General features: G+C 48.8%; 21 protein-coding genes, 2 tRNA genes and 1 pseudogene. 16 read left to right on the top strand and 8 right to left on the bottom strand.

Features of this window, described 5'->3' with window-relative positions:
• Positions 1-18 precede the first annotated feature (18 nt).
• The 3 genes and pseudogenes from R2X38_RS09345 to R2X38_RS09335 all read right to left on the bottom strand — a co-directional run.
• Positions 19-84, bottom strand: a pseudogene (locus R2X38_RS09345) (glutaredoxin); the annotation flags it as partial.
• A 109-nt stretch (positions 85-193) separates the two neighbouring features.
• Positions 194-1381, bottom strand: a complete 1188-nt coding sequence (locus R2X38_RS09340; protein WP_317521960.1) for an MFS transporter — start codon at positions 1379-1381, stop codon at positions 194-196.
• Positions 1382-1529: 148 nt separating this feature from the next.
• On the bottom strand, positions 1530-2198 hold the full coding sequence (locus tag R2X38_RS09335; RefSeq protein ID WP_317521959.1) for an SDR family oxidoreductase: 669 nt from the start codon (positions 2196-2198) through the stop codon (positions 1530-1532).
• A gap of 131 nt (positions 2199-2329) precedes the next feature.
• On the opposite strand from R2X38_RS09335, the gene R2X38_RS09330 reads away from it, so the two are divergent.
• On the top strand, positions 2330-3253 hold the full coding sequence (locus R2X38_RS09330) for a LysR family transcriptional regulator (RefSeq protein ID WP_317521958.1): 924 nt from the start codon (positions 2330-2332) through the stop codon (positions 3251-3253).
• Positions 3254-3329: 76 nt separating this feature from the next.
• Here the strand turns inward: R2X38_RS09330 and nrfA are convergent, their stop codons facing one another.
• Positions 3330-4775 (bottom strand): ammonia-forming nitrite reductase cytochrome c552 subunit, encoded by a 1446-nt coding sequence (nrfA, locus tag R2X38_RS09325; RefSeq protein ID WP_317521957.1) that lies wholly within the window; start codon positions 4773-4775, stop codon positions 3330-3332.
• Positions 4776-5326: 551 nt separating this feature from the next.
• On the opposite strand from nrfA, the gene nrfB reads away from it, so the two are divergent.
• The 6 genes from nrfB to nrfF all read left to right on the top strand — a co-directional run bounded on the left by nrfB (position 5327) and on the right by nrfF (position 10686).
• Complete coding sequence (nrfB, locus tag R2X38_RS09320) at positions 5327-5932, top strand: cytochrome c nitrite reductase pentaheme subunit (RefSeq protein WP_317521956.1); 606 nt, start codon at positions 5327-5329, stop codon at positions 5930-5932.
• 10 nt (positions 5933-5942) lie between these two features.
• Positions 5943-6635 carry a cytochrome c nitrite reductase Fe-S protein gene (gene nrfC, locus R2X38_RS09315; protein ID WP_317521955.1) on the top strand — a complete coding sequence of 231 codons (693 nt, stop codon included), beginning with the start codon at positions 5943-5945 and terminating at the stop codon, positions 6633-6635.
• On the top strand, positions 6632-7591 hold the full coding sequence (nrfD, locus tag R2X38_RS09310) for a cytochrome c nitrite reductase subunit NrfD (RefSeq protein ID WP_317521954.1): 960 nt from the start codon (positions 6632-6634) through the stop codon (positions 7589-7591). Before nrfC ends, nrfD begins: the two co-directional genes overlap by 4 nt.
• Before the next feature lie 65 nt (positions 7592-7656).
• The gene (locus R2X38_RS09305) at positions 7657-9654 is read left to right on the top strand and encodes a heme lyase CcmF/NrfE family subunit (protein ID WP_317521953.1); all 1998 of its coding nucleotides are present in this window, start codon (positions 7657-7659) and stop codon (positions 9652-9654) included.
• A 20-nt stretch (positions 9655-9674) separates the two neighbouring features.
• Positions 9675-10220: a DsbE family thiol:disulfide interchange protein gene (locus tag R2X38_RS09300; protein ID WP_317521952.1), complete on the top strand. Its 546-nt coding sequence runs from the start codon at positions 9675-9677 to the stop codon at positions 10218-10220.
• Positions 10213-10686: a heme lyase NrfEFG subunit NrfF gene (nrfF, locus tag R2X38_RS09295; RefSeq protein WP_317521951.1), complete on the top strand. Its 474-nt coding sequence runs from the start codon at positions 10213-10215 to the stop codon at positions 10684-10686. The genes R2X38_RS09300 and nrfF overlap by 8 nt, the downstream gene beginning before the upstream one ends.
• 78 nt (positions 10687-10764) lie before the next feature.
• On the opposite strand, the gene brnQ (R2X38_RS09290) is transcribed toward nrfF, so the two are convergent.
• Both brnQ (R2X38_RS09290) and brnQ (R2X38_RS09285) read right to left on the bottom strand, forming a co-directional pair.
• On the bottom strand, positions 10765-12072 hold the full coding sequence (brnQ, locus tag R2X38_RS09290; protein WP_317521950.1) for a branched-chain amino acid transport system II carrier protein: 1308 nt from the start codon (positions 12070-12072) through the stop codon (positions 10765-10767).
• Positions 12073-12639: 567 nt separating this feature from the next.
• Positions 12640-13956: a branched-chain amino acid transport system II carrier protein gene (brnQ, locus tag R2X38_RS09285; protein WP_317521949.1), complete on the bottom strand. Its 1317-nt coding sequence runs from the start codon at positions 13954-13956 to the stop codon at positions 12640-12642.
• A 460-nt stretch (positions 13957-14416) separates the two neighbouring features.
• Between brnQ (R2X38_RS09285) and R2X38_RS09280 the strand changes: the two genes are divergently transcribed.
• Positions 14417-14800, top strand: a complete 384-nt coding sequence (locus R2X38_RS09280) for a VOC family protein (protein WP_317521948.1) — start codon at positions 14417-14419, stop codon at positions 14798-14800.
• A gap of 49 nt (positions 14801-14849) precedes the next feature.
• Here the strand turns inward: R2X38_RS09280 and R2X38_RS09275 are convergent, their stop codons facing one another.
• Complete coding sequence (locus R2X38_RS09275) at positions 14850-15050, bottom strand: hypothetical protein (RefSeq protein ID WP_107299847.1); 201 nt, start codon at positions 15048-15050, stop codon at positions 14850-14852.
• A gap of 243 nt (positions 15051-15293) precedes the next feature.
• Positions 15294-16568: an amino acid deaminase gene (locus R2X38_RS09270; protein ID WP_317521947.1), complete on the bottom strand. Its 1275-nt coding sequence runs from the start codon at positions 16566-16568 to the stop codon at positions 15294-15296.
• Positions 16569-16741: 173 nt separating this feature from the next.
• Between R2X38_RS09270 and R2X38_RS09265 the strand changes: the two genes are divergently transcribed.
• From R2X38_RS09265 to R2X38_RS09230, 8 genes are all read left to right on the top strand, one after another.
• A complete protein-coding gene (locus R2X38_RS09265; RefSeq protein WP_317521946.1) occupies positions 16742-17605 on the top strand; it encodes a MurR/RpiR family transcriptional regulator in 864 nt (287 codons plus the stop codon).
• A gap of 66 nt (positions 17606-17671) precedes the next feature.
• Positions 17672-19111, top strand: coding sequence for a D-aminoacylase (locus R2X38_RS09260; protein WP_317521945.1), 1440 nt, complete (start codon positions 17672-17674; stop codon positions 19109-19111).
• Between the two features lie 52 nt (positions 19112-19163).
• Complete coding sequence (locus R2X38_RS09255) at positions 19164-19556, top strand: RidA family protein (RefSeq protein ID WP_107299851.1); 393 nt, start codon at positions 19164-19166, stop codon at positions 19554-19556.
• Positions 19557-19858: 302 nt separating this feature from the next.
• Positions 19859-21349, top strand: a complete 1491-nt coding sequence (locus tag R2X38_RS09250; RefSeq protein ID WP_317521944.1) for a sodium:solute symporter family protein — start codon at positions 19859-19861, stop codon at positions 21347-21349.
• A gap of 127 nt (positions 21350-21476) precedes the next feature.
• On the top strand, positions 21477-22370 hold the full coding sequence (locus tag R2X38_RS09245) for a sugar kinase (RefSeq protein WP_411185017.1): 894 nt from the start codon (positions 21477-21479) through the stop codon (positions 22368-22370).
• A 31-nt stretch (positions 22371-22401) separates the two neighbouring features.
• The gene (locus tag R2X38_RS09240) at positions 22402-23037 is read left to right on the top strand and encodes a bifunctional 4-hydroxy-2-oxoglutarate aldolase/2-dehydro-3-deoxy-phosphogluconate aldolase (RefSeq protein ID WP_317521942.1); all 636 of its coding nucleotides are present in this window, start codon (positions 22402-22404) and stop codon (positions 23035-23037) included.
• Between the two features lie 277 nt (positions 23038-23314).
• Positions 23315-23388, top strand: a tRNA-Cys gene (locus R2X38_RS09235).
• Positions 23389-23473: 85 nt separating this feature from the next.
• A tRNA-Cys gene (locus R2X38_RS09230) sits at positions 23474-23547 on the top strand.
• Positions 23548-23551: the final 4 nt, after the last annotated feature.

The following is a 23551-nucleotide window of genomic DNA, read 5'->3' as shown; positions in this document are numbered from 1 at the left end:
ACAGTCCCCTTATTTCAGTAGCATGCCCGCAACGTAGCGAACTCGGGCGTTAAAAGGACAATGTTCATAGATATATAGTTTCATTGTGGTGTCCTCATAATTGCAGCCAGATAGCTTCGAGCTAGAGCCTGGCTGCGTATCATTGGATGTATTCAGGAGTGTTGTTTTTTAAAAAATTGATGAATGGGCTTTGTTAGCGTCCCAAGTTCGGTTTCAAAGCGGCCAGTCGGCTTTCCCGGCGGTTGGCTTTGGCAATTAATAGCAAGCCGATTAGCGGGATAACGATAGCTGCGTAGGGGATCATGCCAGCGCCCATTTGGCTATCGATTACCATCCCGCCTAAGAAACCACCAAAGGCATTAGCCAAGTTGAATGCTGAGATATTTGCAGTTGCGGCAAGTTCCTGGCCTTCACCACCATGGTTCATCACTCGTAACTGCATTGCTGGTACGTTGGCAAAAGACGCTATACCAAAGACAAAAGCAGCAGCAATGAACATCACCTTGTTCTCAATAGCTAGACCAACCAGGATAAGGGAAGCAATCATCGCAATTGCCCAGAACATGGAGGCTTTTTGTAAGTTTTTATCTGATGAACGCCCGCCTAGGGTATTGCCAATAATTAAGCCCACACCGACGATGACCAGAATCCATGTGACAGAATCCTCAGCAAAGCCTGTAATGTGCATGGCGATAGGGGCTAAATAGCCGTAAAGCGTCATAAAGCCAGACCAAGCAAAGACCGTGATGGCTAGACTGATGAGCAGCATCGGGTTCTTGAAGGCCATTAATTGGGCTTTCACGTCTTTTGCTTCACCATGGCCAGAAGATTTAATGACGGTTGTGATGAAAAACAGCGCCACTAAACCAAAGGCCGAAACGGTCAAGAAAGTGGTGTGCCAGCCAAATTGAAGTCCGATCCAAGTGCCGCCGGGGACACCGAGCACGTTGGCAAGTGTCAGGCCTGCGAACATTTGCCCGACCGCTCTTCCAGCCATTTTCTCTGAGACCAAGTTAGTCGCGACAACGGCGCCGATACCGTAGAAGGGGCCTTGAACCAAACCAGTGATGACTCGGCTGACCATCAGTACTAGGTAATTCGGTGCGAACGCAGATAGCAGGTTACCGGCTATGAACAGTACCATTAAACCAGCCAGTACGGTCTTCTTGTTAAAACGAGCGAGGTAAATAGTCAGAACCGGCCCCCCGAAGACAATAGCCAGGGCATAGGCGCTGATCAGGTAACCGGCTTGACCTTCACTGATCGACAGTGAATTAGCGACCTGTGGAAGTATGCCTGCGATAACAAATTCAGCGGTTCCGATAGCGAATGCTGCAAGCGTCAAAATCCATACCTGCAGCGGCATTCTTTCTTTGTTCATGAGGGGGTGCTCTTATATTTCGTGAATCTAAATGAATCCAAGATGCCAATCGCTTTGAAGGAATTGGCACTTATAACTGTTATGAAAAAGCTGTGATAAAACTGTCGTGATGACTAAGTCGTTATAAAAATGAGGTTTTCCTTAGCGTTTAGCCAAGCAAGGCTCCACCATCTACATCGATCACAGTGCCTGTCATGTAGGTGTTTTGCATGACTAGGAGGTAAGCCATCGCAATATCAGAAGCTTGCCCAACTTTTCCCACAGGCAAGGTATTTTGACTGTGTTGATACATGGCACTTCGGTCTTCATCGCGCATTCCTTTATAGGCTTGGGTTTGTGTTAAGCCTGGACTGACGGTATTGACTCGGATCGGCGCGAGCTCTTTGGCTAGCACCTTAGTGACGGCCTCCAATGCGGCATTAATAGCGGTTTTGACATAGGTATTAGCAACGACTTTGCGCGACAACATCCCCGAAGTCAGAGTAATGGAGCCACCTTGTTTGAGGTAGCGTGCAGCGTGTTTAGCCGCGAAAATGCTTCCCCAAAACTTAGTATCGAAGGCCGCTTTGGCTAAGACTGTTTCGACATCCACAACTTTACCGGCAGGGGCAAAGGAGCCGGCGGTGACAATCAGGTGGTCAATAGCACCGATAGATTCGAAATAACGATAAACGGATTGTTCATCACTGATATCAAGACCTGTGTTTCGGCTAGCGACATGGATGGTAGCGTTTTCTTGTTTGAGCTGTTTGGCGAGCTCCGCACCGATGCCCGATGTGCCGCCGATAATCACGTAAACGGTTTTGTCTGTTTTCATAGTGGCTGTCCCAATATTGTTTTGATGGAGCAAGTATATTGATTTGGTAACAATTGATAATTGGATATAATTCGAATTCATTATTCGGATTAGATGAATAATGTGGTTGGATAAGGGTTAGGAAAGAAAGCGTGGATAAATTTTCCGACATGATGCTGTTTGTCAGTATCGTCAAAAACCAAGGGCTGGCAGCTGCGGGCAGGGAGTTGGGTTTGTCACCGGCAACAGTGACTGCAAGGTTGCAAACCCTAGAGGAGCGCTATGGCGTCAAGCTATTGAACCGAAGCACTCGCCACCTATCTCTGACTGACTCAGGTGCGATGTACCATCAGGCCTGTCTTGAGATCCTAGATAGTGTGAAAGAAACGGAAAACCTGCTACAAACTGGCTTGAAGGAAGTGCGTGGTACATTGAAAATTTCCGCACCACGTGACATTGGCAAACAGTATATTTCACCAATTGTGTCAGCATTTGCTGAGCAATACCCCGATGTCACGCCATATCTATATTTGAACGATAACTTGTCGAATCTGGCTGAGTCCGGGCTGGATATTGTGATCCGCTACGGCGAGCTTGCTGATAGTAGCCTGATCTCGCGCAAATTGGCTGCCAGTCGGCGGGTGTTGTGCGCATCTCCTGAGTACTTGGCTAGAAGGGGAACCCCCATCAGCCCGCAAGATTTGGCTAATCATGATTGTCTAGCCTTGGTGCGCAGCAACGAAGAGCTGAAAACGTGGCATTTCCAGGATAGCGGGAAGCATAATGTGATTACTGTGCTGCCCAAGCGTTGTTCAGATGATGGTGAGGTTATCCGTCAGTGGGCACTGGAGGGGGCAGGTATTGCGCTTAAATCTATCTTGGATGTACAGGAAGATATTAACCAGCGCCGTCTTGTTACGCTATTGAATGGTTATATGAAGAATTTCAATGCATCCACATCCTCTGCTGGTGCAGACTTGAATGTCATTTATATGAGCAGGCAATATCAGCCAAAGCGGATCCGCTTGTTCTTAGATTTCCTGATAGAGCGGTTTGAGCTGTTAGCTGACAAGTAAAAAACGCCCCGATATCAATCGGGGCGTTATATTTTTTAAGCTAATAGCTCTTGAGTTAATAGCTAAAGCCGATCAGTTATTTCTTGTCGTAGCTCGCTTCACGAACTTTCGCTTCTTCTTCCCACTTAGGCACAACGGTATTCAGGAAGTCTTCTTTCTCCTGGTTCATCGCATCCATATCCATGCCAAGTGCTTGCTGGGCTTTCAGCTTGGTAGAGATATCAGGGATTTCAACCGGATCGGTAATGCCTTTGGTAGCCAGTAGGCGAACCACTTTGGCACGGGCATCAGCGGCTTTATCCAGTGCCGTACCCAGAACGCGTAGGGCAACTTCTGGTGCGTGCATGTGAACACCGTGAGAGGCAATCGCGTAGTCCCAGCGCCATTGTGCGTGGCGGATGTCGGTTAGGATTGGTTTCATTTCTTCTTCAGTTGCACCTGCATCCCAAGCCGCTTTCGCTTCGAAGTGAGCGGCAACGATTTGCTTCTCAGCGCGAAGTTTCATCTCTAGCACCTGAGCCTTACGGGTAGAAACGATGCCTTGTAGGGTTTCTTTGTCTTGGGTGTGACAGTTGGCACAGGTATCTTCGAAACGGTCGAATGGGTTACCGATCTTGTGATCAGTGAACACTACACCGTCTTCGTTCTGTACTTTCGGCATGTGACAGTCAATACAGGTCACGTTGTTCTTACCGTGGATACCATCGCGCCATGTTTCGTACTCTGGGTGCTGGGCTTTGATCATTGGTGCTTTAGACAGGCCGTGGGTCCAATCACTGAAGCCGATGTTGTCGAAGTACACTTCCATCTCATCAACACCTGTACCCATATCCCATGGGAACTTGACTGAGTTGTGGCTTTGCTTCTGGAAGTAGTATTCCACATGGCACTGACCACAAACCTGAGCTTGCTGATCTAGGCGTGAACCGTCTTCAAATTTCTTGCCAATGGCTTCCATTGCGCGAGCTGCGTATGGACGTGACAAAGCCAAGGCTGGTTTGCCCTGCTTGAAGTCTTCACTGTTGGTGTTGTGGCAGTCGGCACAGCCGATGGTGTTGCTGATTTCAGAACCCAGGCGTGCCCACTTGCCTTCGAAATAGCCATCTTCACCGCGCTCGTCAATCACACGGGCAACATCGGGGCTCTTACAGCTCCAACATGCCATTGGCATTGGGCCCGAGTTAGCATCTTGAGGGCCACCAGTACGTAGGGTTTCACGTACATCGGTTAGGGCGTAGTAGTGACCACGGGCTTTGTTGTAGTCTTTGGCAAAGCCGTAGCCAGCCCAAAGGATAACCATGTTCGGGTCGCCTTCTAGGGCATCTTCGATATGATCGCTTTCTTTGGTTGCTTCCCATGATTTGTACTGATCGGCATGGGCAGTGGCAAAGGTTTCGTTGCGCGCCTCAATTCTTTCTTTTTCAGCAGGTTGTTCTTCGTTTGCCAACGCGTTGCCAGAAAGAAATATTGCAGACAGTAATGCTGCAACAGCGGCAGTATTTCTCGTCCATTTATTACTCACGATGTGCACTCCATAATTCTTGTTGTAAATAGAGCCAAGCGTTGTGAATGCGGCTTTTCGATGCAAACAGAATTAGAGTTCTAAATAAGAATATCAGAAAGGAGAAAAACCGAGATAAAAGCGATTTCTTTTTTGCTTTGGATCAAAAGGGAAAAGTGAATAACGCGAGGTAGATTAATAATTTACCTCTATACCTCTTTTTGGGTATTTACATAACCCTTTGGGTTGGTGTGGGTTTTGCGGTGTAATATCATTTTAAAACAACACGTTAGCATGGTTTTTGGGGTTGATCTAAATCAGTAAAAGTTCATGTTCAATACCACTTTTACGCTATTTGTTATTTGTCGCATATTTTCACATCTTGAAATATAGTTTAATAAGCTTGTCGAGCGTTGTGGCTTAAAAATGATGCAAATAAGAATTGATTTCAAGTGCAATGGATTATTAATTGCAAAAGTCAAGGGGCACGTTTGTGCCTGATTTGTATTATCAGCACCGGTTACTTTTTGATTTAAATAAAAAAGTAATTGTGGAAGATGAAAAGGTGAAAAATGGGCAATCATAAAGTAGCCCTGAATAGCATGCTGACACTGTTTGTCGCTATGTGTATTTGGGGTTTCTCAATCAATGTTGCCGCAGACTCCCAAAGCACAGAAGCCACAGCAGCCAATCCTTCTGTAACCACTTCGGAGTCCGGCAGACATGTCGTTGAATTCATCCGTGACCGGGATTACGCCTGTACCCAGTGTCACAAGGATGAAGGAGACGTTCTCAAGGGCGCACATAGTGCCGCCATTAACCCGCATACCAACCGTGATGTGACCTGCGTGGATTGCCATAGCAATGTGGGTAAAGACCACCGCAACGGCGCAAAAGAGGTGACCAAGTTTGCTCCTGCTCAGTCAGTTGCCGGCACTGAAAAGCCTGCAGCCGATGTAGCCTGGATCACTAAGCAGAACGAAACGTGTGTGAACTGTCATGAGCCTGAGAATTTACGTGAAGCGAACTGGACCCACGATGTCCACGCTTTGGATCTCTCATGTGCTTCTTGCCATAATATCCACCCAACATCTGATCCGATGAAAGATATCGAGAGAAAGCCGAAAATCAAGCTTTGCGTCGATTGCCATTCCGATCAGACAAAAGCAAAAAAGTAGGGGAGAGTTTATGACGTGTTCAAGACGTAACTTCCTGGCCGGTGCCGGCGCAGTTATCTTCACTACAGGGGTGGCAGCCTCAAACCTCGTTGGCGGTCGCAAGACATTGGCCGCAACCATGGAAGATGGCGTGAAGCGCTATGGTATGGTCCATGACGAGACGCTTTGTATCGGTTGTACCGCCTGTACCGATGCCTGCCGTGAAGTCAATAATGTGCCTGAAGGGGTATCACGACTGGAAATCATCCGTAGTGAACCACAGGGCGAGTATCCAGATGTTGACTATCAATTTACCCGTATCTCTTGTCAGCATTGCGATAACGCACCGTGTGTCCATGTCTGCCCGACAGGCGCGGCCTTCAAGGACGATGAAACCGGCATTGTAGCTGTCGACAACTTTAAGTGTGTCGGTTGTGGCTATTGCTTAGCGGCTTGTCCTTATCAGGTGCGTTTCTTCCATCCTGAAACTAAATCTGCGGATAAGTGCGACTTCTGCCGTGAAACCAATCTCAAGGAAGGCAAACAACCTGCTTGTGTTGAGTCATGCCCGACTAAGGCACTGACATTTGGTGATTTGAATGATCCAAATAGCGAAATCAGTCAATTGATCACTCAGAAGCCGGTTTATCGCCAAAAAGTCGAGCTCGGTACCGCGCCTAAGATGTACAAGGTGCCACATGGAAAAGGGGAGATAAAAGGATGAGTACGACATTTGCAGATGCCTTTTATTTTGACTCGTTGGTCTGGGACTGGATCATTGCGGTCTACCTGTTCTTGGCAGGGATGTCAGCCGGTGCGGTAATGATTGCTATCTACCTTAAACGTAAGGTGATCGAAGGTTACCCGGCCAGTAACGGTATTATCAAAGCGACAGCGATTCTGGCCCCGTTTGGGATCATTGTGGGCTTGTTGATTCTGATCTTCCACCTGACCAAGCCATGGTCATTCTGGAAAATCATGATTTTCTACAACCCGACTTCGGTGATGTCGATGGGTGTGGTGTTGTTCCAGGTTTACTTGGTAGTTCTGTTTGCTTGGCTTGCTATTATCTACAAGAACGAGCTGCTGGAATTGCTGGGTGAAAAGTTGCCAATTGTTGGCAAGGTCATGAAGGTAATAGAGCGCTTCGAAAACAGCATCGAACTGTTCCTTGGCTTCTTGGCTTTGGTACTGGCGGCTTACACCGGCTTCCTGCTTTCGGCTTTGCAAACCTACCCAATGCTGAACAACCCGGTTCTGCCAATCTTGTTCCTGTTCTCCAGCCTGTCATCCGGCGCGGCAGCGTGCTTGTTGTTTGGCGTGGTGTTCTTCAAGGAATCGGCGAAAAGTGCCAGTGTCAGCTGGGTGCATAAGTTCGAGCGTCCGGTGGTGATGTTCGAGCTGTTTGTCATTTTTGCGCTGTTCACCGGCTTGTATTTCGGTGGCGGCCAAAGCCAAGCAGCAGCCATGGCTGCTATTGGCGGCGGTTTTTGGGCCAGTTGGTTTTGGTACGGCGTGATTGGCATGGGGATGTTGGTGCCATTAGGCCTTAATGCTGTGAGCCCTTCCGGAATTAAACACAACAAAGCCTTCATTATGCTGGTGACGACGCTAAGTTTGATCGGTGTACTGATGCTGCGTACGTTTGTGCTGTACGCTGGACAAATGACGACCTTATAGGTTGATGTAACAAAGATGGAATCGCCACAGTTAGCGCTGTGGCGATTTAGTAACAAGGAATATAGATGCTCCCTGAAGTTGGACATTTCTCGTTAATCCTCGGAATGGTATTCGCCTTGCTCGGTGCAACTGTCCCGGTTGTCGGATTATTCAAAAAGGATTCATACCTTACTCGCTATGCCTGGCCATTAAGTTATGGCGCCTTTGGTTTTATCGGCCTCTCGATTATCTTGCTTGGCGTGTGTTTCGCGCTGGATGATTTTTCGGTTGCCTATGTTGCCCACCACTCCAATACCCAATTACCCATATTCTTCAAGCTCGCCGCAGTGTGGGGTGGGCATGAAGGTTCATTTCTATTTTGGCTGTTCTCGTTAACTCTCTGGACTGCGCTTGTTGCCAGGGTGTGCCGCAAACTCGATGAGGTATTTATCGCAAGGGTACTTATTACTCTATCTGGGTTGGTTTTGTTGTTCAGCTTATTTGTTTTGCTGACGTCGAATCCGTTCGAGCGACTGTTCCCGACACCGCTTGAAGGCCGTGATTTGAACCCGATGCTGCAGGATGTCGGGCTGATCTTCCACCCACCGATGCTGTATTTGGGCTATGTTGGTTTTGCTGTCAGTTTCGCTTTTGCTATCGCAGCCTTAACGGGTGAACATGGCAAAGATCATGGCAAAGCTTATGGAAAAGTTGAGTGGGCGAAATGGAGCCGCCCTTGGACGCTCGCTGCTTGGGTCTTCCTCACCGGTGGTATCGCACTGGGGTCGTGGTGGGCATACTACGAACTTGGCTGGGGAGGCTGGTGGTTCTGGGATCCTGTAGAAAATGCATCGCTGATGCCATGGCTGACGGGAACCGCGTTGATCCACTCTTTGATGATCACCGAATACCGCAAGGCGCTATCTGGCTGGAGCCTGTTGCTGGCTATCTTCACTTTCTCATTAAGCTTGCTGGGCACCTTCATTGTTCGCTCAGGAGTGCTGACATCGGTTCACGCTTTTGCGGTTGACCCGACCCGTGGGGTGACGCTGCTGGCAATGTTAGCCTTGCTCCTCATTGTTGCCTTGTCGTTGTTTGCGGCTCGTTCTGGTCGTTACTTTGTAGCAGCCAAGTTTGGTTTCTTATCAAAAGAAGCCATGTTCATGGTGGGGAACAGCTTATTTGTGGTTTCCATGCTAACGGTACTGCTAGGCACTTTCTACCCATTGGTGTTTCAAGCGCTGGGCTTGGGTAATATCTCTGTTGGTGCGCCTTATTTCAATGCGATGTTTGTACCGATGAGCTTTGTGCTATTCCTGTTTATGGGGCTGGGCGTAGTGATCCGCTGGCACAAGGTTGGATTGGAAGATGTCATTACCCGCTCACTGGCTCCAATGTCAATTTCCATTGTGTTGGGGGTGGCATTGTCGGTGATGTTTGAGCGTGGGGTAAACATCACCGTATGTTTGGCCTTTATCACCGCTATCTGGGTAGCGCTGTGTGCTTTGCAGGCGATGTACATGCGTATCCGAGCCCGCAGGGCGAAAGGGATGAGTGGCATTGTATGGAAGCAAGCGGCGATGGTTATTGCTCACATTGGCGTCTCGGCAACCATCATTGGTGCGACGCTGGTGAGCTTTTATGACGAAGAGATCAGCAGCAAAATGGGGCCGGGTGATGCGGTTTCCCTGGGTGAATATCACTTTACCTATCAGCAGACGGACCTGTTAGTTGGGCCAAACTATACCGCTGAACAAGCCCAGATCACCGTCACTAAAGATGATGCTTTGATAGCTACCGTCCGCCCCGAGCGACGTCATTACACAGTGCGCACCATGAATATGAGTGAGCCGGGTATTAAATGGTTCTGGCATGGTGATATCTATATCACCTTGGGAGAGAAGCTTAACCGTACGGATTATGCAGTTCGGATCCAATACAAGCCGTATGTTCGATGGTTATGGCTGGGCAGTATCTTGATGATGATTGGTGGGGCCATGGCAGTGGTTAGCTTGGCGAGCAAACGGGTGTCGCATAAGCTGCAGCAACCCAAGAAGATAGAAACTATCGTGCTTTGGAAGTAATAGAGTGATGGTGTAAAGAGATGAGAAAAACTAGCCGTTATCTTCCGTTAGGCGCGGTGGTCGTGATTCTGGTGATCATCAGTTTGTCGATGATGTTCACTCAAGAAGGTCATGCCCCAAAACTTGAGAGTAAACCACTGCCGGCCTTTAGCTTGCAGCGATTAGATAACGTAGGCACTGCAGATGAGTCGTTATTTACCGGTAAGCTGCAGCTACTGAACGTGTGGGCCTCATGGTGCGCTGTATGTAAAAGCGAGCATGCATTCTTGTTGCAGCTTGCCCAGCAACAAGACATGTCGATTATTGGGCTCAATTACCGTGATAACCGACAGGCAGCTATACGTGAGTTGAACCAAAGTGGCAATCCTTACAAGGCTGTTTTGTATGATCCTAAAGGTGCGTTTGCATTGGATCTCGGTGTGTATGGAACGCCGGAAAGCTACTTAGTCGACAGCACAGGCACTATCCGTTACCGCTACTTAGGGGCGTTGGACGAAAAAATATGGCAGCAAGAATTTGTCCCTGTCATCGAAATGCTGCAACAGGAAGAACAAACGAATGGATAGGAATGTATTAAATCGGCTTAAACATTTCATGTTGGCTTTCGTTATGAGCTTGCTCGTTACCAGCGTGCCCGTGATGGCTCAAAGTGATCAGATCTTCGTGGCGGCTGACTCGGAATTAGTCGAATCTGTTGAGACATTCCAGTTTCGTTCTTCTGCCGAGCAGCGCCGGGCTATACAGCTGTCACGCAAGTTACGTTGTCCTCAGTGCCAAAACCAGAATTTGATTGAATCGAACTCGCCCGTCGCGAAAGACCTTCGCCTCAAGGTGTACCAGATGGTCAATGCTGGTCAGAGTGATGAAGCCATCATTGAGTATATGACCTCGCGGTTTGGTGACTTCGTGTTATACAAACCACGTTTGAACACGCAAACCTATTTGCTGTGGGGGGGACCCTTCTTGCTGTTGGCAATATTTGGCTCGATTATATGGCTAACAATTCGCCGTCAACAGAAAGCGAGCGAATAGGGCGGTAATTTTGGGCTCTTGGTAAAGAAAGGGAAAATACGGGAGCGAGCCTCTGTATTTTCCCTTTTTTGTCAGTGTTTAGGTGTTTTGGCTTTCTACAACTTGTTGCCTTTTACACGGTAATTTCAAACTACGGGCAAGCAGAACCAGCGCACAAGGCAGCAACCAACTAGCATTGGCCGAGTACAGCGGCAGCCATGCTTTGAAGCTGTTATCGAGTGCCGCAGGTACGGCATCAAGAATACTTGCGGCATCTATGCTACCGAAAATGAAAGCGACAGTAATGGCTGCAATGTAGGTGTTGCGGTACTTCTCTTGGCCTGGGTAGAACAGGGCGCAAAGGATCAAGGCGATTGCAACGGGGCATAGCACCAAGATTGCCGGCAGGCTCAGGGCCAAAATTTGGTCAAGGCCAACATTGGCAATAAACCCGGTTAGCAGTACAACAATTGTGGCTGTGCGGCGAAAGGGAACACCGAAGGTTTGCTGGTAATATTCGGTGCAGGCGTTGGTCAAACCGACGGTGGTAGTCAGGCAGGCCATGATAATAATTGAAGCCAGTAGTAGTTGACCATACTCGCCAAAATGGTGGGCGACATAAAGGCTGAGTAGTTCACCGCCGTTGGTTGCCTCATGGGCGATAGGGCTGGATGTTGCGCCGACATAACCCATTGCTAAATAGCACGCCCCCATCAAAACGATATAAATCATAGCCACTTTGAAGGTCGACTTGCCTACCGCTTTTTTGTCGGTTACGCCTTTGCTGTTAATCGCTTTGATGATCACCCAGCCAAAGCCCACTGCAGCGATGGCATCCATGGTCATGTAGCCTTGAACTAGGCCTTGGGTGAAGGCGAAATCAATGTATTCACTCTGTGGAGCAAGTGGTGCGGACAATGGGTTGATCACAGCGTTAACGGCCAGTGTACAAAGCATGATGATTAGCAGAGGCGTCATGACTTTGCCAATATAATCAACCAGTTTACCTGGATGAAAAGCCAAAAGCAGGGTCAAGCTACAAAAGATAAGAGAAAAAAGTGGTAGCTGATCGCTATCGACAAATGGATTAATCCCCATTTCATAAGCAACGGTTACGGCACGCGGCATACTGAAGGCTGGACCTACTGCAGTCAGCAAGGCGACCCAAATCAAGGTAGCCAGCCAGGTTGGCAATGGGTTAGTTAGCTGCTTGCTGTCGCTAAGGTGGCCGAAAACAATCAGTGTAAGAGCGGGTAAACCGACAGCGGTGATCAGAAAGCCAGCCATCGCTGGTAGAAGGTGTGTGCCGGCTTCCAGGCCGAGAAAAGGTGGAAAAATGATGTTACCAGCGCCGAGAAACATGGCGAAGGTCATCAGCCCGATGGCAAGTGTATCGTTAGTTTTCATTGGACGAACCCCGTGTTTGCTTTTATTTCTTGGGACCGTCAGGGGCTGGGGGAAGATAGATATAAAGATATGTTGATTCTCCGTCAGCCTGGCTGACGGAAACAGCCGTCAGCCTAGATAACGATGACTAGGACGACGATAGAGACGACAGATTGTGTTGCACGCACAACCGCACGCTTGGCATTAACCAGAACGTTTTTAGCAGCGGTTTGAGAGATAAGCGTTAGCATCGAGCTTTCCTAGTGCGAAACAATAATAATGTCTTAGCAACGTGATGTCACTTTGGTATACAACATATAAGCATTTTTTTGAGCTGTAAACAGTAAAAGTAAAAAAAGTCATCATGCTGATTGATGGCTGTATATTCATCTAACCTTTTCATCTATCACTTCCTATTATCTCTGAATACATCTCCATCATCGAAATTTTATCTAATTTAAAGATTGTTCTTCGACGGCATGAGCCCAGCTGGCTCAAAGATGAAATGGCCTGCTTGTAGAAACCGCCCCTTGTAACTGAAGAGACGGTTTTGTCGTATTTTGGCGCCTTATTTAAGGATTATAGCTACTATTTTGCAGATATTGAGACTGCCGCTTTTCTACGCTGTGAAAGCGATGCATTCGCCAAAATACTGAAAAGTAGCGTCGTCAAACAGGGTAGGAACCAGCTTGCATGGGCAGTGTAAAGCGGCATGTAATCAACCAGCATTGCCTCCCATTGTGCAGGGATCAAACCGAGAATATGCAGGGTATCTACGGTGCCGAAAACCAGTGTGACCGAGACGGTAGCGACAAAGATATAACGCTGGTATGGCGATTTTTTCACCATTAGTGCGGTGATAACTAACGCAATCGCAACTGGGCAAAGAACCAAGATGACAGGCAGGCTGATCTTTAGGATGTGATCAAGACCGAAGTTGGCAAGCAAGCCTGTCAGGGCACAAACGATAACTGCAGTGACAGAAAAAGGGGCATTGAATGTTTGCTGGTAGTATTCGGCACAGGCATTAGTCAGACCAACTGTAGTGGTCAGGCAAGCCATTACAATGATAACGGCAAGCAAGTACTGACCGTAGATGCCAAACAGTTCTGCCACATAGCGGGTTAGGATCTCACCACCGTTAGTCGCTTCGCTGGCGACAGCGGATGAGGTTGCCCCGACATAAGCCATAGCCAAGTAGCAAGCCGACATCAGTGCAGCATAGATCAGCGTGACTTTTACCGTACTGGCAAATAAACCGTTAGTTGAAGAGGCTCCTCTGTCCTGGATGGTCTTGATGATCACCCAGCCAAAGCCAACGGCAGCGATAGCATCCATAGTCATGTAACCTTGGATTAGCCCCTGGGTGACGGCTTGTTGCTGATAGTCGGCATTCGGTAGGGTCATTGGACTAACTGGTGAGACAAAAGCCGTGACGGCGAGCACTGCCAGCAACAAAACCAGTAGTGGTGTCATTACTTTACCGATGTAATCCACCAACTTACCACGTTGGAAAGTCAGCAGTAGGGTAGCGACCACGAATGCCAGTGAAAAAGGCATTAGCAGGTCATTTGAGGTAAACGGCGCAATCCCCATCTCATAGGCAACAGTAACAGCGCGAGGCATACCAAATGCTGGCCCGATGGCAGTAAATAGCAAGACCCAAAAGCCGGTAGCCATCGGCTTTGGTAATGCGGCGGTAAGCTGTTGGCTGTGGCTCAGGCGGCCCATGACGATCAGCGTCAGGGCAGGTAGACCGACAGCGGTAACCAGAAAGCCAAGCATAGCGGGCAAATAGTGTGTGCCGGCTTGAAGGCCAAGAAAAGGGGGGAAGATGATGTTTCCGGCACCAAGAAACATCGCAAAAGTCATTAGGCCAATCGCCAAGGTGTTTTGTTTTGTCATTCGGACAAGTCCTCTGATATTCATCAGTTTTTGGTATGGACCGTCAGAAAGGCTGAAGAAAAACAGGTGGGTTAAGACATTGCTCCCCCGTCAGCCTGGCTGACGGGTGAAAAGCCGCCAGCCTAGTTAATAATCACTAGAATAGCAGCAATAATATTACGCGATACGAATGTTCCGCCTGTAGTCATAACAGGTTTGCAAACTGGGCGTTGGCAAGTTGTCTGATTAGCGAAATGAAACACGGCGTTTTCCTGAACATAAGTATCGAAGTCATTTACAACATATAAATAAAAAACTGTGTTGTAAATACTTTGCAGGTAGAAATAATGCATTTTTCTGCGTGGTTAGATTTCCTGGCTGTTTTGAGTTTCGAATGTGGGTGTTCTGTCCGTTGCGTTTCGGAAGTTAGGGTGGGATAGTAGCGCTATTGAATTAGCGTGATGATTATTAAGGATTATTTATGTTAAAGGCGATACACCATGCCGCGATTATCTGCTCAGACTACTCAAGGTCGAGAGCCTTCTATGTCGATGTCTTGGGCTTGAAAGTGTTGGCTGAGAATTATCGTGAAGCACGGGATTCATGGAAGTTGGACTTGCAGTTGCCCGATGGCAGCCAGGTTGAATTGTTCTCTTTTCCTAATCCACCCGCAAGGCCAAGTTTCCCTGAGGCGAGAGGGTTACGCCATTTGGCGTTTGTGGTCGACTCTGTTGAACAGGTTAGTGATTATCTTGAATCAAGGGGAGTAGAAGTGGAGCCGATCCGGATCGATGAATATACAGGCAAAGCGTTTACCTTTTTCCAAGATCCGGACGGGCTGCCGTTGGAGCTGTATCAAGCTTAAAAGTGATTGGCTTAAGAAGCGCATCCAAACTGAGGGGGGGGAGGGAATGCTAACTGAGGATACCGGTTAGCAAACCTGCAAACACCAAACTGGCCACACCGTAGAACCCGAACTCGATACGGGATTCAACCAGGCTATTTTCGTTGGTGGGTTTGGCTGTCGCCATGGTAAAAAAGGAACCGCCTGCCAATCCGAGAAGCAGTACGATCAAGCCAAAGAGCGTACCTTCAATGAGATAAGTAAAATTCATAAACAGGCCTAATCCTTTGTGGCACGTGAAATGATATGGGGATAATACACATGTCATGCCATATGGCAAAGAATTATTGTTTGTAAACCTTATAAAAAACAGGGTTTTAGCTTGTTATGTTGTGCGCGTGAATGAATAGGCAGCAATGCACATATTGCTGCCTGATTCATAACCGCTGATCTGATGGTAAAACAGCCTGGCGACTAATTAACCTGATGGTTATTTAGTAAGATCTGTCATCAGTTAGAAGCATGTCTCTACGAGCTTCGAGACTTGGAACTCTTCATCGGCAATGCAGATGTACTTCCACTTATCAAACGTTAGGCATGGGTGAGAGGTAGAAAATGCAATCACATCGCCAACACGCAGGTCGTGGCCGTCGGGAACGGTGACAAACGTGTGCTGATCCATGATCGCTGTGGCTTCCAGTCCTTTCACTTCAATCTGCTCGCCATTGCGGTAGCCCCGCTCAGGAATAGGCAGGCCGGCATCAAACGCCACATCACGCTTGCCAAGACCGATCACCGCTTTGTTGGGCTCCGGGCGGGAAATCACATACGCCCATACTTCCAGCGCCGATTCGAGATCCCCACCCAAATCACAGGCATAGCCTTGGTTAGCTTGCGCCCTTGCCATGACATTATTTTGGGCATCCTGGTAGATCCCGGTATCGTGGATGAGGTAACAGCCGGGGCGGATGATTGCCAATAGGTGTTGGCACTGGGCGAGGCTCTCAGCCACAACGTCATACCAAGCCGAGCCTGCACCCGTTACGATTGGGCTATCAAGCTTGATTAAACCTTCTTCTTTCAGCTGTTCTACCGTTTGTACAGTGGTTGCCAAGAATTCACGGATGGCTTGTTCAGCATTGTCGCCGTGGATCACCCCTTCATACACTTCAATGCCGGCCAGGCAAATCCCGTCTAGGTTATCGATATGTTGGGCCAGTGACACAACCTGCTGCGGAGTACGGCAACCGCAACGGCCACCTTCGACCCCAAATTCGATCAGCGCATGTACGGTAACGCCGGTGCCAGCAAAAAACGCAGAGAGTTGGTCGGCATTCTCTTTGGAATCGATACAGCAATAGACTGTCACGTTATGCTGGGCCAGAAGGCGTTTGATGATTGCCATGTTGGCCTTACCCACCAACTGGTTGGCCATCATTATCTGTTTGGCGCCGGCTGACGCTGCCACTTCGGCATGGGGGGCCGTGGCGACAGTCAGACCCCAAGCGCCAGCTTCAAGCTGCTGCTCAAAGAATGCCGGTGTCATGGTTGTCTTGCCGTGCGGTGACAGTTTGACGTTGTGGTGCTCGGCAAACTGTTGCATCCAGTTTAGGTTGTTATTAATCGACTGCTGCTTGATAACGGCTGCAGGCAGGCTGATTTCTTCGTTAATTAGGCTGTATTTTCCCTCCGTTTTTTCATCCACCCATATCCCTTTGGTACCTACGGGAAATTTTTTGTGATGAATATCTTGGTATTTACTAACATGCTTTTTATTTGCTTGGGTCATTTATTATTCTCCTAACATAGCTCTCAGGGCTTGTTATTGCTGTCTTTTGGCGGGTTGATAATATTATCGGTGTTAGAAAGTATCAAACATTGCTATTCGATTTGTGCTGTTTCTCACTGTTTTGCACACGCCCTGAAATTACTATTTGCCCTGTCGAGAGAAAGGTGAAAGCCGTGACAATCGAAGTCGATATTGTTTCAAGAATTACCGAGCGCTTCTCGCAATTGCGGGATGCCGAGAAAAAAGTCGCCATGCTGGTGATTGACGATTTGGCCGCAGCATCGGGTTACAGCATTACTCAAATGGCAGAAGAAGCCGGAGTGAGTGAGGCAACCATTACCCGTTTTGCCAAAGCGGTTGGCTGTAAGAATGTGCGGGATCTGAAGCTGAAATTAGCCCAGTCACTTGCCATCGGTCAGCGATTCATTCATGAGTCGCCGGATCAGTCGGGGATCCAAGGGGTTTATGAGTCGATCAAAAATGTGATCAACATAAACCGCAAAGTGGTTAATGAGCAGGATGTGGCTACTGCGGTAGACATGCTGCAGAACGCCCGACAAATCTTGGCCATAGGTATGGGCGGTGGCTCAACCATGTTGTCGCAGGAACTGCAGTTTCGCTTGTTCCGACTGGGCTACCCGGTAACGGCCTACAACGATGGCCTGTTGGCAAGAATGGTGGCTTCAACTGCCGATGCCAATGATGTGATGGTTGTGATTTCCGCGACCGGTTATACGCCAGAGGTGGTTGAGCCGGCATCGATTGCCAAGCAATACGGCTTGAAGGTGATAGCGATTACACCCAAAGAGTCACCGCTGGCAGAAGTCAGTGATTTGGTTCTACCGGTTGTCACCAAAGAGACCGATTTTATCTACAAACCGTCGGCATCACGTTACGCCATGATGGCGTTGATAGATGTGCTGTCGACGGAGTTGGCCTTGAGCCACAAACGCCGGACCCGCGATAAGCTGCGCCGCTTGAAGTTGGCACTAGACAGTCATCGTGGTGGAGAGGATAGACAGCCTCTCGGCGATTAACACAACCTGCCCGAACAGTTCGGATTAACGGTTGTGCAGAATTAGCGTCATAAAGAAGGAAGTTTCATGCAGTTCGATACCGTTTTCCGAAATGTTCAAGTTGTTGATGGCTCGGGTAGTGAGCCTTACAACGCCGATGTTGCTATTACAGGGGATCGTATTGCAGCCATAGGGGATTTAGCCGGGTGTGAAGCCACGCAGATCATCGACGGCCACGGTAAGGCGTTAGCGCCAGGCTTTATCGATGTGCACACCCATGACGATACCAATGTGATCCGTTATCCCGATTGTTTGCCGAAGATCAGCCAAGGTGTCACCAGCGTCATCGTTGGTAACTGCGGGATCAGTGCCTCACCAGCAACACTGGCCGGGGATCCACCAGACCCGATGAACCTGCTCGGCAAACAGCAAGATTTCAAATACCCGACATTCACATCCTATGCCGAGGCCGTCACGGCAGCAGAGCCAGCTGTCAATGTTGCTGCGCTGGTGGGCCATACCACACTGCGCAATAACGAGATGGATGACTTGTACCGTGCAGCGTCCAGTGACGAAATCGCAGCGATGAGAGCCAGGTTGCACGATGCGATGGAGCAGGGTGCTCTGGGTCTTAGCTCTGGCTTGGCATACGCATCAGCCAAAGATGCCCCGACAGAAGAAGTGATGGCCCTTGCCGAAGAACTGGCAGAGTTTGACGGCATTTATACCACCCATATGCGCACTGAATTCGAGCAGATCCTCGAGGCGATGGAAGAAGCCTTTGCTACCGGTAAGCACGGCAAGGTGCCAGTGGTAATTTCGCACCTCAAATGTGCAGGTGCAGGTAACTGGGGACGTACTGTTGAGGTCCTTAACCTGATGGAGAAAACCGCCAAGCACCAAGATGTAGCTTGTGATTGCTACCCGTACTCGGCGAGTTCATCGACGCTCGATCTTAAACAGGTTACCGACGAGATAGATATTTTCATTACTTGGTCAGATACCCACCCTCAACAAGCAGGAAAAATGCTTAAGCAAATCGCTGAAGGTATGAATCTGTCTCTGATGGACGCAGCCAAGCAACTTCAGCCAGCAGGCGCGGTGTACCACTGCATGGACGAAGCCGATGTCGAGCGGGTACTGAAGTACCGATTAACCATGGTTGGCTCTGATGGCTTGCCGAATGACCCACATCCGCACCCACGTTTATGGGGCTCCTTTCCACGGGTGCTGGGCTATTACAGCCGTGAACGCCAGCTGTTCTCACTGGGACAGGCGATTCACAAAATGACAGGCATGTCTGCCAAGCGCTACTGCCTTAAAGACCGGGGAGAAATTCGCGAAGGGGCGTATGCCGATATCGTGATGTTTGACCCGAACACCATTATCGATGTTGCAAGTTTCGAAAATCCGATTGCAGCAGCGAAAGGGATTGACGTGGTCATGGTCAATGGCTGCATCAGTTATCAAAACGGGCAGGTGAGTACTAACCGCCATGGCCGTTTCTTATACCGTCATCAGGACTAAATCCCTGGGACAGCAAATTGAACTAAGTAACACAACGTTGGAGAAAGAAATTATGACTATCACACGCTATGGCATCGAAGGCGGTACAGGCACTGGCGGTCAGCACCTACCTTTTGCTCGTGCAACTCAGGCGGGTGGTTTCCTGTATGTCTCTGGTCAAACACCCATGACAGACGGCGAAGTGGTTGAAGGTGGCATTGTTGATCAGTCTCGCCTGGCGATTCAGAACTGTGTCGACATTATGGAAGAAGCGGGCTACGGCCTAGAAGACGTAGTACACGTAAAAGTGGTACTGACTGACTCTCGTTACTTCCAGTCATTCAACAAAGTGTTCAAAGAGTTCTTCGGCGAGCACCCACCAGCGCGTATCTGCATGGTGTGTGACCTGGTTGTCGACGTAAAAGTTGAGGTGGATGTGACGTGCTACCGCGAAGATCGCCGTTAATTTAGGCATTCTCTTCGGGCCCCGCATAAAACAATAAAGCCGCGGGGCCAGCTGAAGCCCAATTGACAAGCGATGCCACAACAGAAGTTGGCAGGCTATTACATCTAGAGCTATTACATCTAGATATAAAGAATTAGAGCCGAAAGGCCAAAGAAAAAAGGTTGGCAAAGTACCAACCTGAAAAAAGCAAAATACTGAATGGTTCAGTAACTCATGGGGTAGTAAGTGATGAGACTATCCCCAAGCAAATAAAAGCATATACCAGCCGGATAGGCTGGATTCAAAATTATAAGAGGTATGGGATGAACAGTACACTCTTTCTCACCGGTTTCGGTGCGTATGTGGTTTTTTTAATCTGGTTAGGTTGGTTTGTATCGCGTAACCAGAAATCTGGCGAAGACTTTCTACTTGGAGGTCGTGGTCTTCCGTTGTTCTTGGTACTGGGTACCACGGTAGCCACCATGGTGGGTACGGGTTCGAGCATGGGCGCGGTTGGCTTTGGTTATGCCAACGGTTGGGCTGGTGCACTTTACGGTATTGGTGGTGCTCTGGGTATCTTGCTGCTCGCTTACTGGTTTGCCCCGGTGCGTAAGCTGAACTTCATGACCATGAGTGAAGAGCTGGCTTATTATGTCGGTGCCAACAAGATTGTTAAAAATGTCGTGGGTATCCTGATCTTTACCGCCTCTATCGGTTGGTTGGGCGCGCACATCCTTGGTGGTGGTATGTACCTGGCTTGGATTGCAGACATCGAGCTCAATACGGCTAAGATGATCATCGCTGCAGCCTTTACTATCTATGTCGTGATCGGTGGTTATACCGCGGTAGTTTGGACCGATACGATTCAGGCCGTGATCCTGTTTGCCGGTTTCATTTTGATGGCGGTACTGTCGGTCAACCATATCGGTGGTCTTGATAACCTGTATGCTGCGATGGAGCCTGCGTCTGTCAGCTTCCTTGGCTTAGAAAAGCTTGGCATGATCCCGGGTATCTCACTGGCACTGGTGGTTGGTGTGGGTATCTTGGCAACGCCTTCTTTCCGACAGCGTATCTACTCGGGTAAAGACGTACCGACTATCCGCCGCTCGTTTGTGATGTCAGGTGTACTGTACTTGTTCTTCTCTATCATCCCAGCGGTTATCGGTATGTCAGCCCATGCGATCAACCCAGAACTGAACAACGCCAACTTTGCGTTCCCATATGTTGCAGCAACCGTGCTTCCAGTGGGTATCGGCATGATTGTTCTGATTGCGGGCCTGTCAGCAACCATGTCGAGTGCAAGTTCCGATGCGATTGCCGGTGTCTCTATCCTACTACGTGATATCTACATCATGTTCACGGGTAAAGTCCCATCGAAAGACAACATGGTTACCTATTCACGTATTGCTCTGGTTATCTGTATCGGTTTGGCACTGCTGTTCGCCCTGACTTCAAATGACATTATCAGCTACATCACCAAGATGATTTCGACAGTAATGTCAGGCATGTTCGTGTGCGGTATGCTGGGTCGCTTCTGGGGCCGCTACAACTGGCAGGGTGCATTGGCTACCTTGGCTGGTGCATCAGCAGCGTCGTTCTCTATCATGTTCAATGCTGATTGGACGGCATTCTGGGGCAATCCGGTTATCCCATCTGTCATAACAGCCTTGGTTGCCGGTGTGGTAGTTAGCTTGGTAACACCTGCAAACACAGTAACCAAAGAAGAAGCGCAAGCCATCCTTGATGCCGAGCGTGCCGCGATGGAAAAGCCTGAAGAGCAAGGTATCGACGCTCAACCGGTTACCGCAAAATAATCTTCTAAAACTCGTCAAAATGCAGGCCTTTGTTGTGATGTAAGGCCTGCATCTTCAGTTACGCTTTAAATACAGTTCGAATAATTAGAAAGGTAGCAGTGTGAAAATTGCTTTTTTTGGTGAGTGCATGGTCGAGCTTAGCGGCCAACCGCTACAACGGACATTTGGTGGGGATACGTTAAATACGGCGCTGTACCTGTCTCGTTTGGGCACTAGCCGTGATATTGATGTCAGTTACGCTACGGCATTGGGTGTCGACAATATCAGCCAGGACATGCTCAATGCCTGGCAGCAGGAAAATATCGATACTTCCATGGTACGCAAGCTTGAAAACAAACTGCCGGGCCTTTACCTGGTGGAGACAGAGCCGAACGGCGAGCGTCATTTCCATTATTGGCGCAACGATAGTGCGGCGAAATTTTATTTTGCCAGCGGGCTTACTCCGCTTGAGCAAGCGATTGAAAGCCATGATTTTGATGCCCTCTATATCAGCGGGATCAGCTTGGCGATTTTGGCAGAAGATGCCAAAGCGACCCTGATTACCTTGCTGGAGAAACACAAGGCCAAGGGTGGCAAAGTGTTATTTGATAATAATTTCCGACCGCAGCTTTGGACGTCAAAGCAAGCCCAATATTGGTATTCACAAGTGATGCCTTTTGTCGATATTGCCTTGATCACCGAAGACGATGATCACCTCGTTTGGGGAGAGACAAACATTGTGGACCGCTGTCAGTCATTCGGCTGCCAAGAGGTGGTGATTAAACGGGGCAGCGAGCCATGTCTTGTGGTTAGCGAACTGCAATCAGACCAGCCACATGAGTCTTACATTGCCGCAAACAAAGTAGATAAGGTGATTGATACCTGTGCTGCGGGCGATTCGTTTGCCGCAGGCTATTTAGCAGGGCGCTTAAGTGGAGGTACTGAAGCCACAGCTGCCGAATTGGGTCACCAGTTAGCCTCTATTGTTATCCAGCATCCCGGGGCGATTATCCCGGCCGATGCCATGAAAGAATTAATGTAAATAGATTTATTGTAAATAGGAACATTGGAACATGTCTCAGCAGATCATCGAGAAACTAAAAGCCTTCAAAGTTATCCCTGTTATTCAAATTAACGATGTGTCACAGGCTGTGCCTCTGGCTAAAACCCTTGTAGAAAATGGCCTACCGGTTGCCGAGGTCACCTTCCGAACTGAGGCTGCTGCAGAAGCCATCCGCTTGATGCGTGAAGCTTACCCACAGATGTGTATCGGCGCGGGTACGGTATTGAATGCTGAGCAAGTCGATCGCGCCAAAGAAGCGGGCTCTGAGTTTGTGGTCGCGCCGGGGCTGAACCCCAATACAGTTCGTTACTGCCAGCAGCAGGGGATCCCTATGGTACCGGGTGTGAATAACCCAAGTCAGGTTGAGCAGGCTCTGGAGATGGGGTTGACCTTCTTGAAGTTCTTCCCGGCTGAAGCATCAGGCGGTATCAATATGGTCAAGTCACTGCTGGCACCTTACGTTGATGTTTCCTTTATGCCAACCGGTGGTATCGGTAAGGCAAATGTACGTGACTACCTCGCGATTGACCGTGTGATTTGTTGTGGTGGTACTTGGATGGTAGCACCAAAACTGATTGAAAACGGTGACTGGGAAGAAATTGGTCGTTTGGTACGTGAAGCGGTTGAGTTAGTTAACGATCAATAACTCAATTTACTACGTACAAAATGCGATAGATGAAGCCTGCCACTGGTGGGCTTTTTCTTTTTAATGGGCTTAGCAACAAAGGCGTTGAATTTTGCCTAGAACAGCATTTGATTGGATTCCATACGATTAAGGTCGCTTTTTTGGCTTGATTTGTTGTAATTTGTCCAGTTGAAGCAAGTTCTTGTATTTTTGTTTGACTCATCCCAGAAAATCAGTAAATTACACCCCCGTACCGCAGCGGCACTAGCCGAAATTCAGCGGTAACAACAAAATTGATGGCGCGTTGGCAGAGTGGCTATGCAGCGGATTGCAAATCCGTGGACCTCGGTTCGACTCCGGGACGCGCCTCCATTATTTCGGTTCTGGTGTCTTTGGGCGGCAGCAACCAAACAAGCGACCTAATAGTAATAGCTAAATAGGTACGTTTGGACAATTTGGCGCGTTGGCAGAGTGGCTATGCAGCGGATTGCAAATCCGTGGACCTCGGTTCGACTCCGGGACGCGCCTCCATTCT

It is taken from the genome of Photobacterium rosenbergii (genome assembly GCF_033022775.1).
Lineage (GTDB): Bacteria > Pseudomonadota > Gammaproteobacteria > Enterobacterales > Vibrionaceae > Photobacterium > Photobacterium rosenbergii_A.
This window is presented reverse-complemented; position numbering and strand designations above follow the sequence as displayed.

Excerpts from the sequence above, each read along its gene's own strand:
- R2X38_RS09340 (WP_317521960.1), bottom strand. The coding sequence starts at position 1,381 with ATGAACAAAGAAAGAATGCCGCTGCAGGTATGGATTTTGACGCTTGCA.
- R2X38_RS09335 (WP_317521959.1), bottom strand. The coding sequence starts at position 2,198 with ATGAAAACAGACAAAACCGTTTACGTGATTATCGGCGGCACATCGGGC.
- nrfB (WP_317521956.1), top strand. The coding sequence starts at position 5,327 with ATGGGCAATCATAAAGTAGCCCTGAATAGCATGCTGACACTGTTTGTC.
- nrfC (WP_317521955.1), top strand. The coding sequence starts at position 5,943 with ATGACGTGTTCAAGACGTAACTTCCTGGCCGGTGCCGGCGCAGTTATC.
- nrfD (WP_317521954.1), top strand. The coding sequence starts at position 6,632 with ATGAGTACGACATTTGCAGATGCCTTTTATTTTGACTCGTTGGTCTGG.
- R2X38_RS09305 (WP_317521953.1), top strand. The coding sequence starts at position 7,657 with ATGCTCCCTGAAGTTGGACATTTCTCGTTAATCCTCGGAATGGTATTC.
- R2X38_RS09300 (WP_317521952.1), top strand. The coding sequence starts at position 9,675 with ATGAGAAAAACTAGCCGTTATCTTCCGTTAGGCGCGGTGGTCGTGATT.
- nrfF (WP_317521951.1), top strand. The coding sequence starts at position 10,213 with ATGGATAGGAATGTATTAAATCGGCTTAAACATTTCATGTTGGCTTTC.
- brnQ (WP_317521950.1), bottom strand. The coding sequence starts at position 12,072 with ATGAAAACTAACGATACACTTGCCATCGGGCTGATGACCTTCGCCATG.
- brnQ (WP_317521949.1), bottom strand. The coding sequence starts at position 13,956 with ATGACAAAACAAAACACCTTGGCGATTGGCCTAATGACTTTTGCGATG.
- R2X38_RS09280 (WP_317521948.1), top strand. The coding sequence starts at position 14,417 with ATGTTAAAGGCGATACACCATGCCGCGATTATCTGCTCAGACTACTCA.
- R2X38_RS09275 (WP_107299847.1), bottom strand. The coding sequence starts at position 15,050 with ATGAATTTTACTTATCTCATTGAAGGTACGCTCTTTGGCTTGATCGTA.
- R2X38_RS09270 (WP_317521947.1), bottom strand. The coding sequence starts at position 16,568 with ATGACCCAAGCAAATAAAAAGCATGTTAGTAAATACCAAGATATTCAT.
- R2X38_RS09260 (WP_317521945.1), top strand. The coding sequence starts at position 17,672 with ATGCAGTTCGATACCGTTTTCCGAAATGTTCAAGTTGTTGATGGCTCG.
- R2X38_RS09255 (WP_107299851.1), top strand. The coding sequence starts at position 19,164 with ATGACTATCACACGCTATGGCATCGAAGGCGGTACAGGCACTGGCGGT.
- R2X38_RS09250 (WP_317521944.1), top strand. The coding sequence starts at position 19,859 with ATGAACAGTACACTCTTTCTCACCGGTTTCGGTGCGTATGTGGTTTTT.
- R2X38_RS09245 (WP_411185017.1), top strand. The coding sequence starts at position 21,477 with ATGGTCGAGCTTAGCGGCCAACCGCTACAACGGACATTTGGTGGGGAT.
- R2X38_RS09240 (WP_317521942.1), top strand. The coding sequence starts at position 22,402 with ATGTCTCAGCAGATCATCGAGAAACTAAAAGCCTTCAAAGTTATCCCT.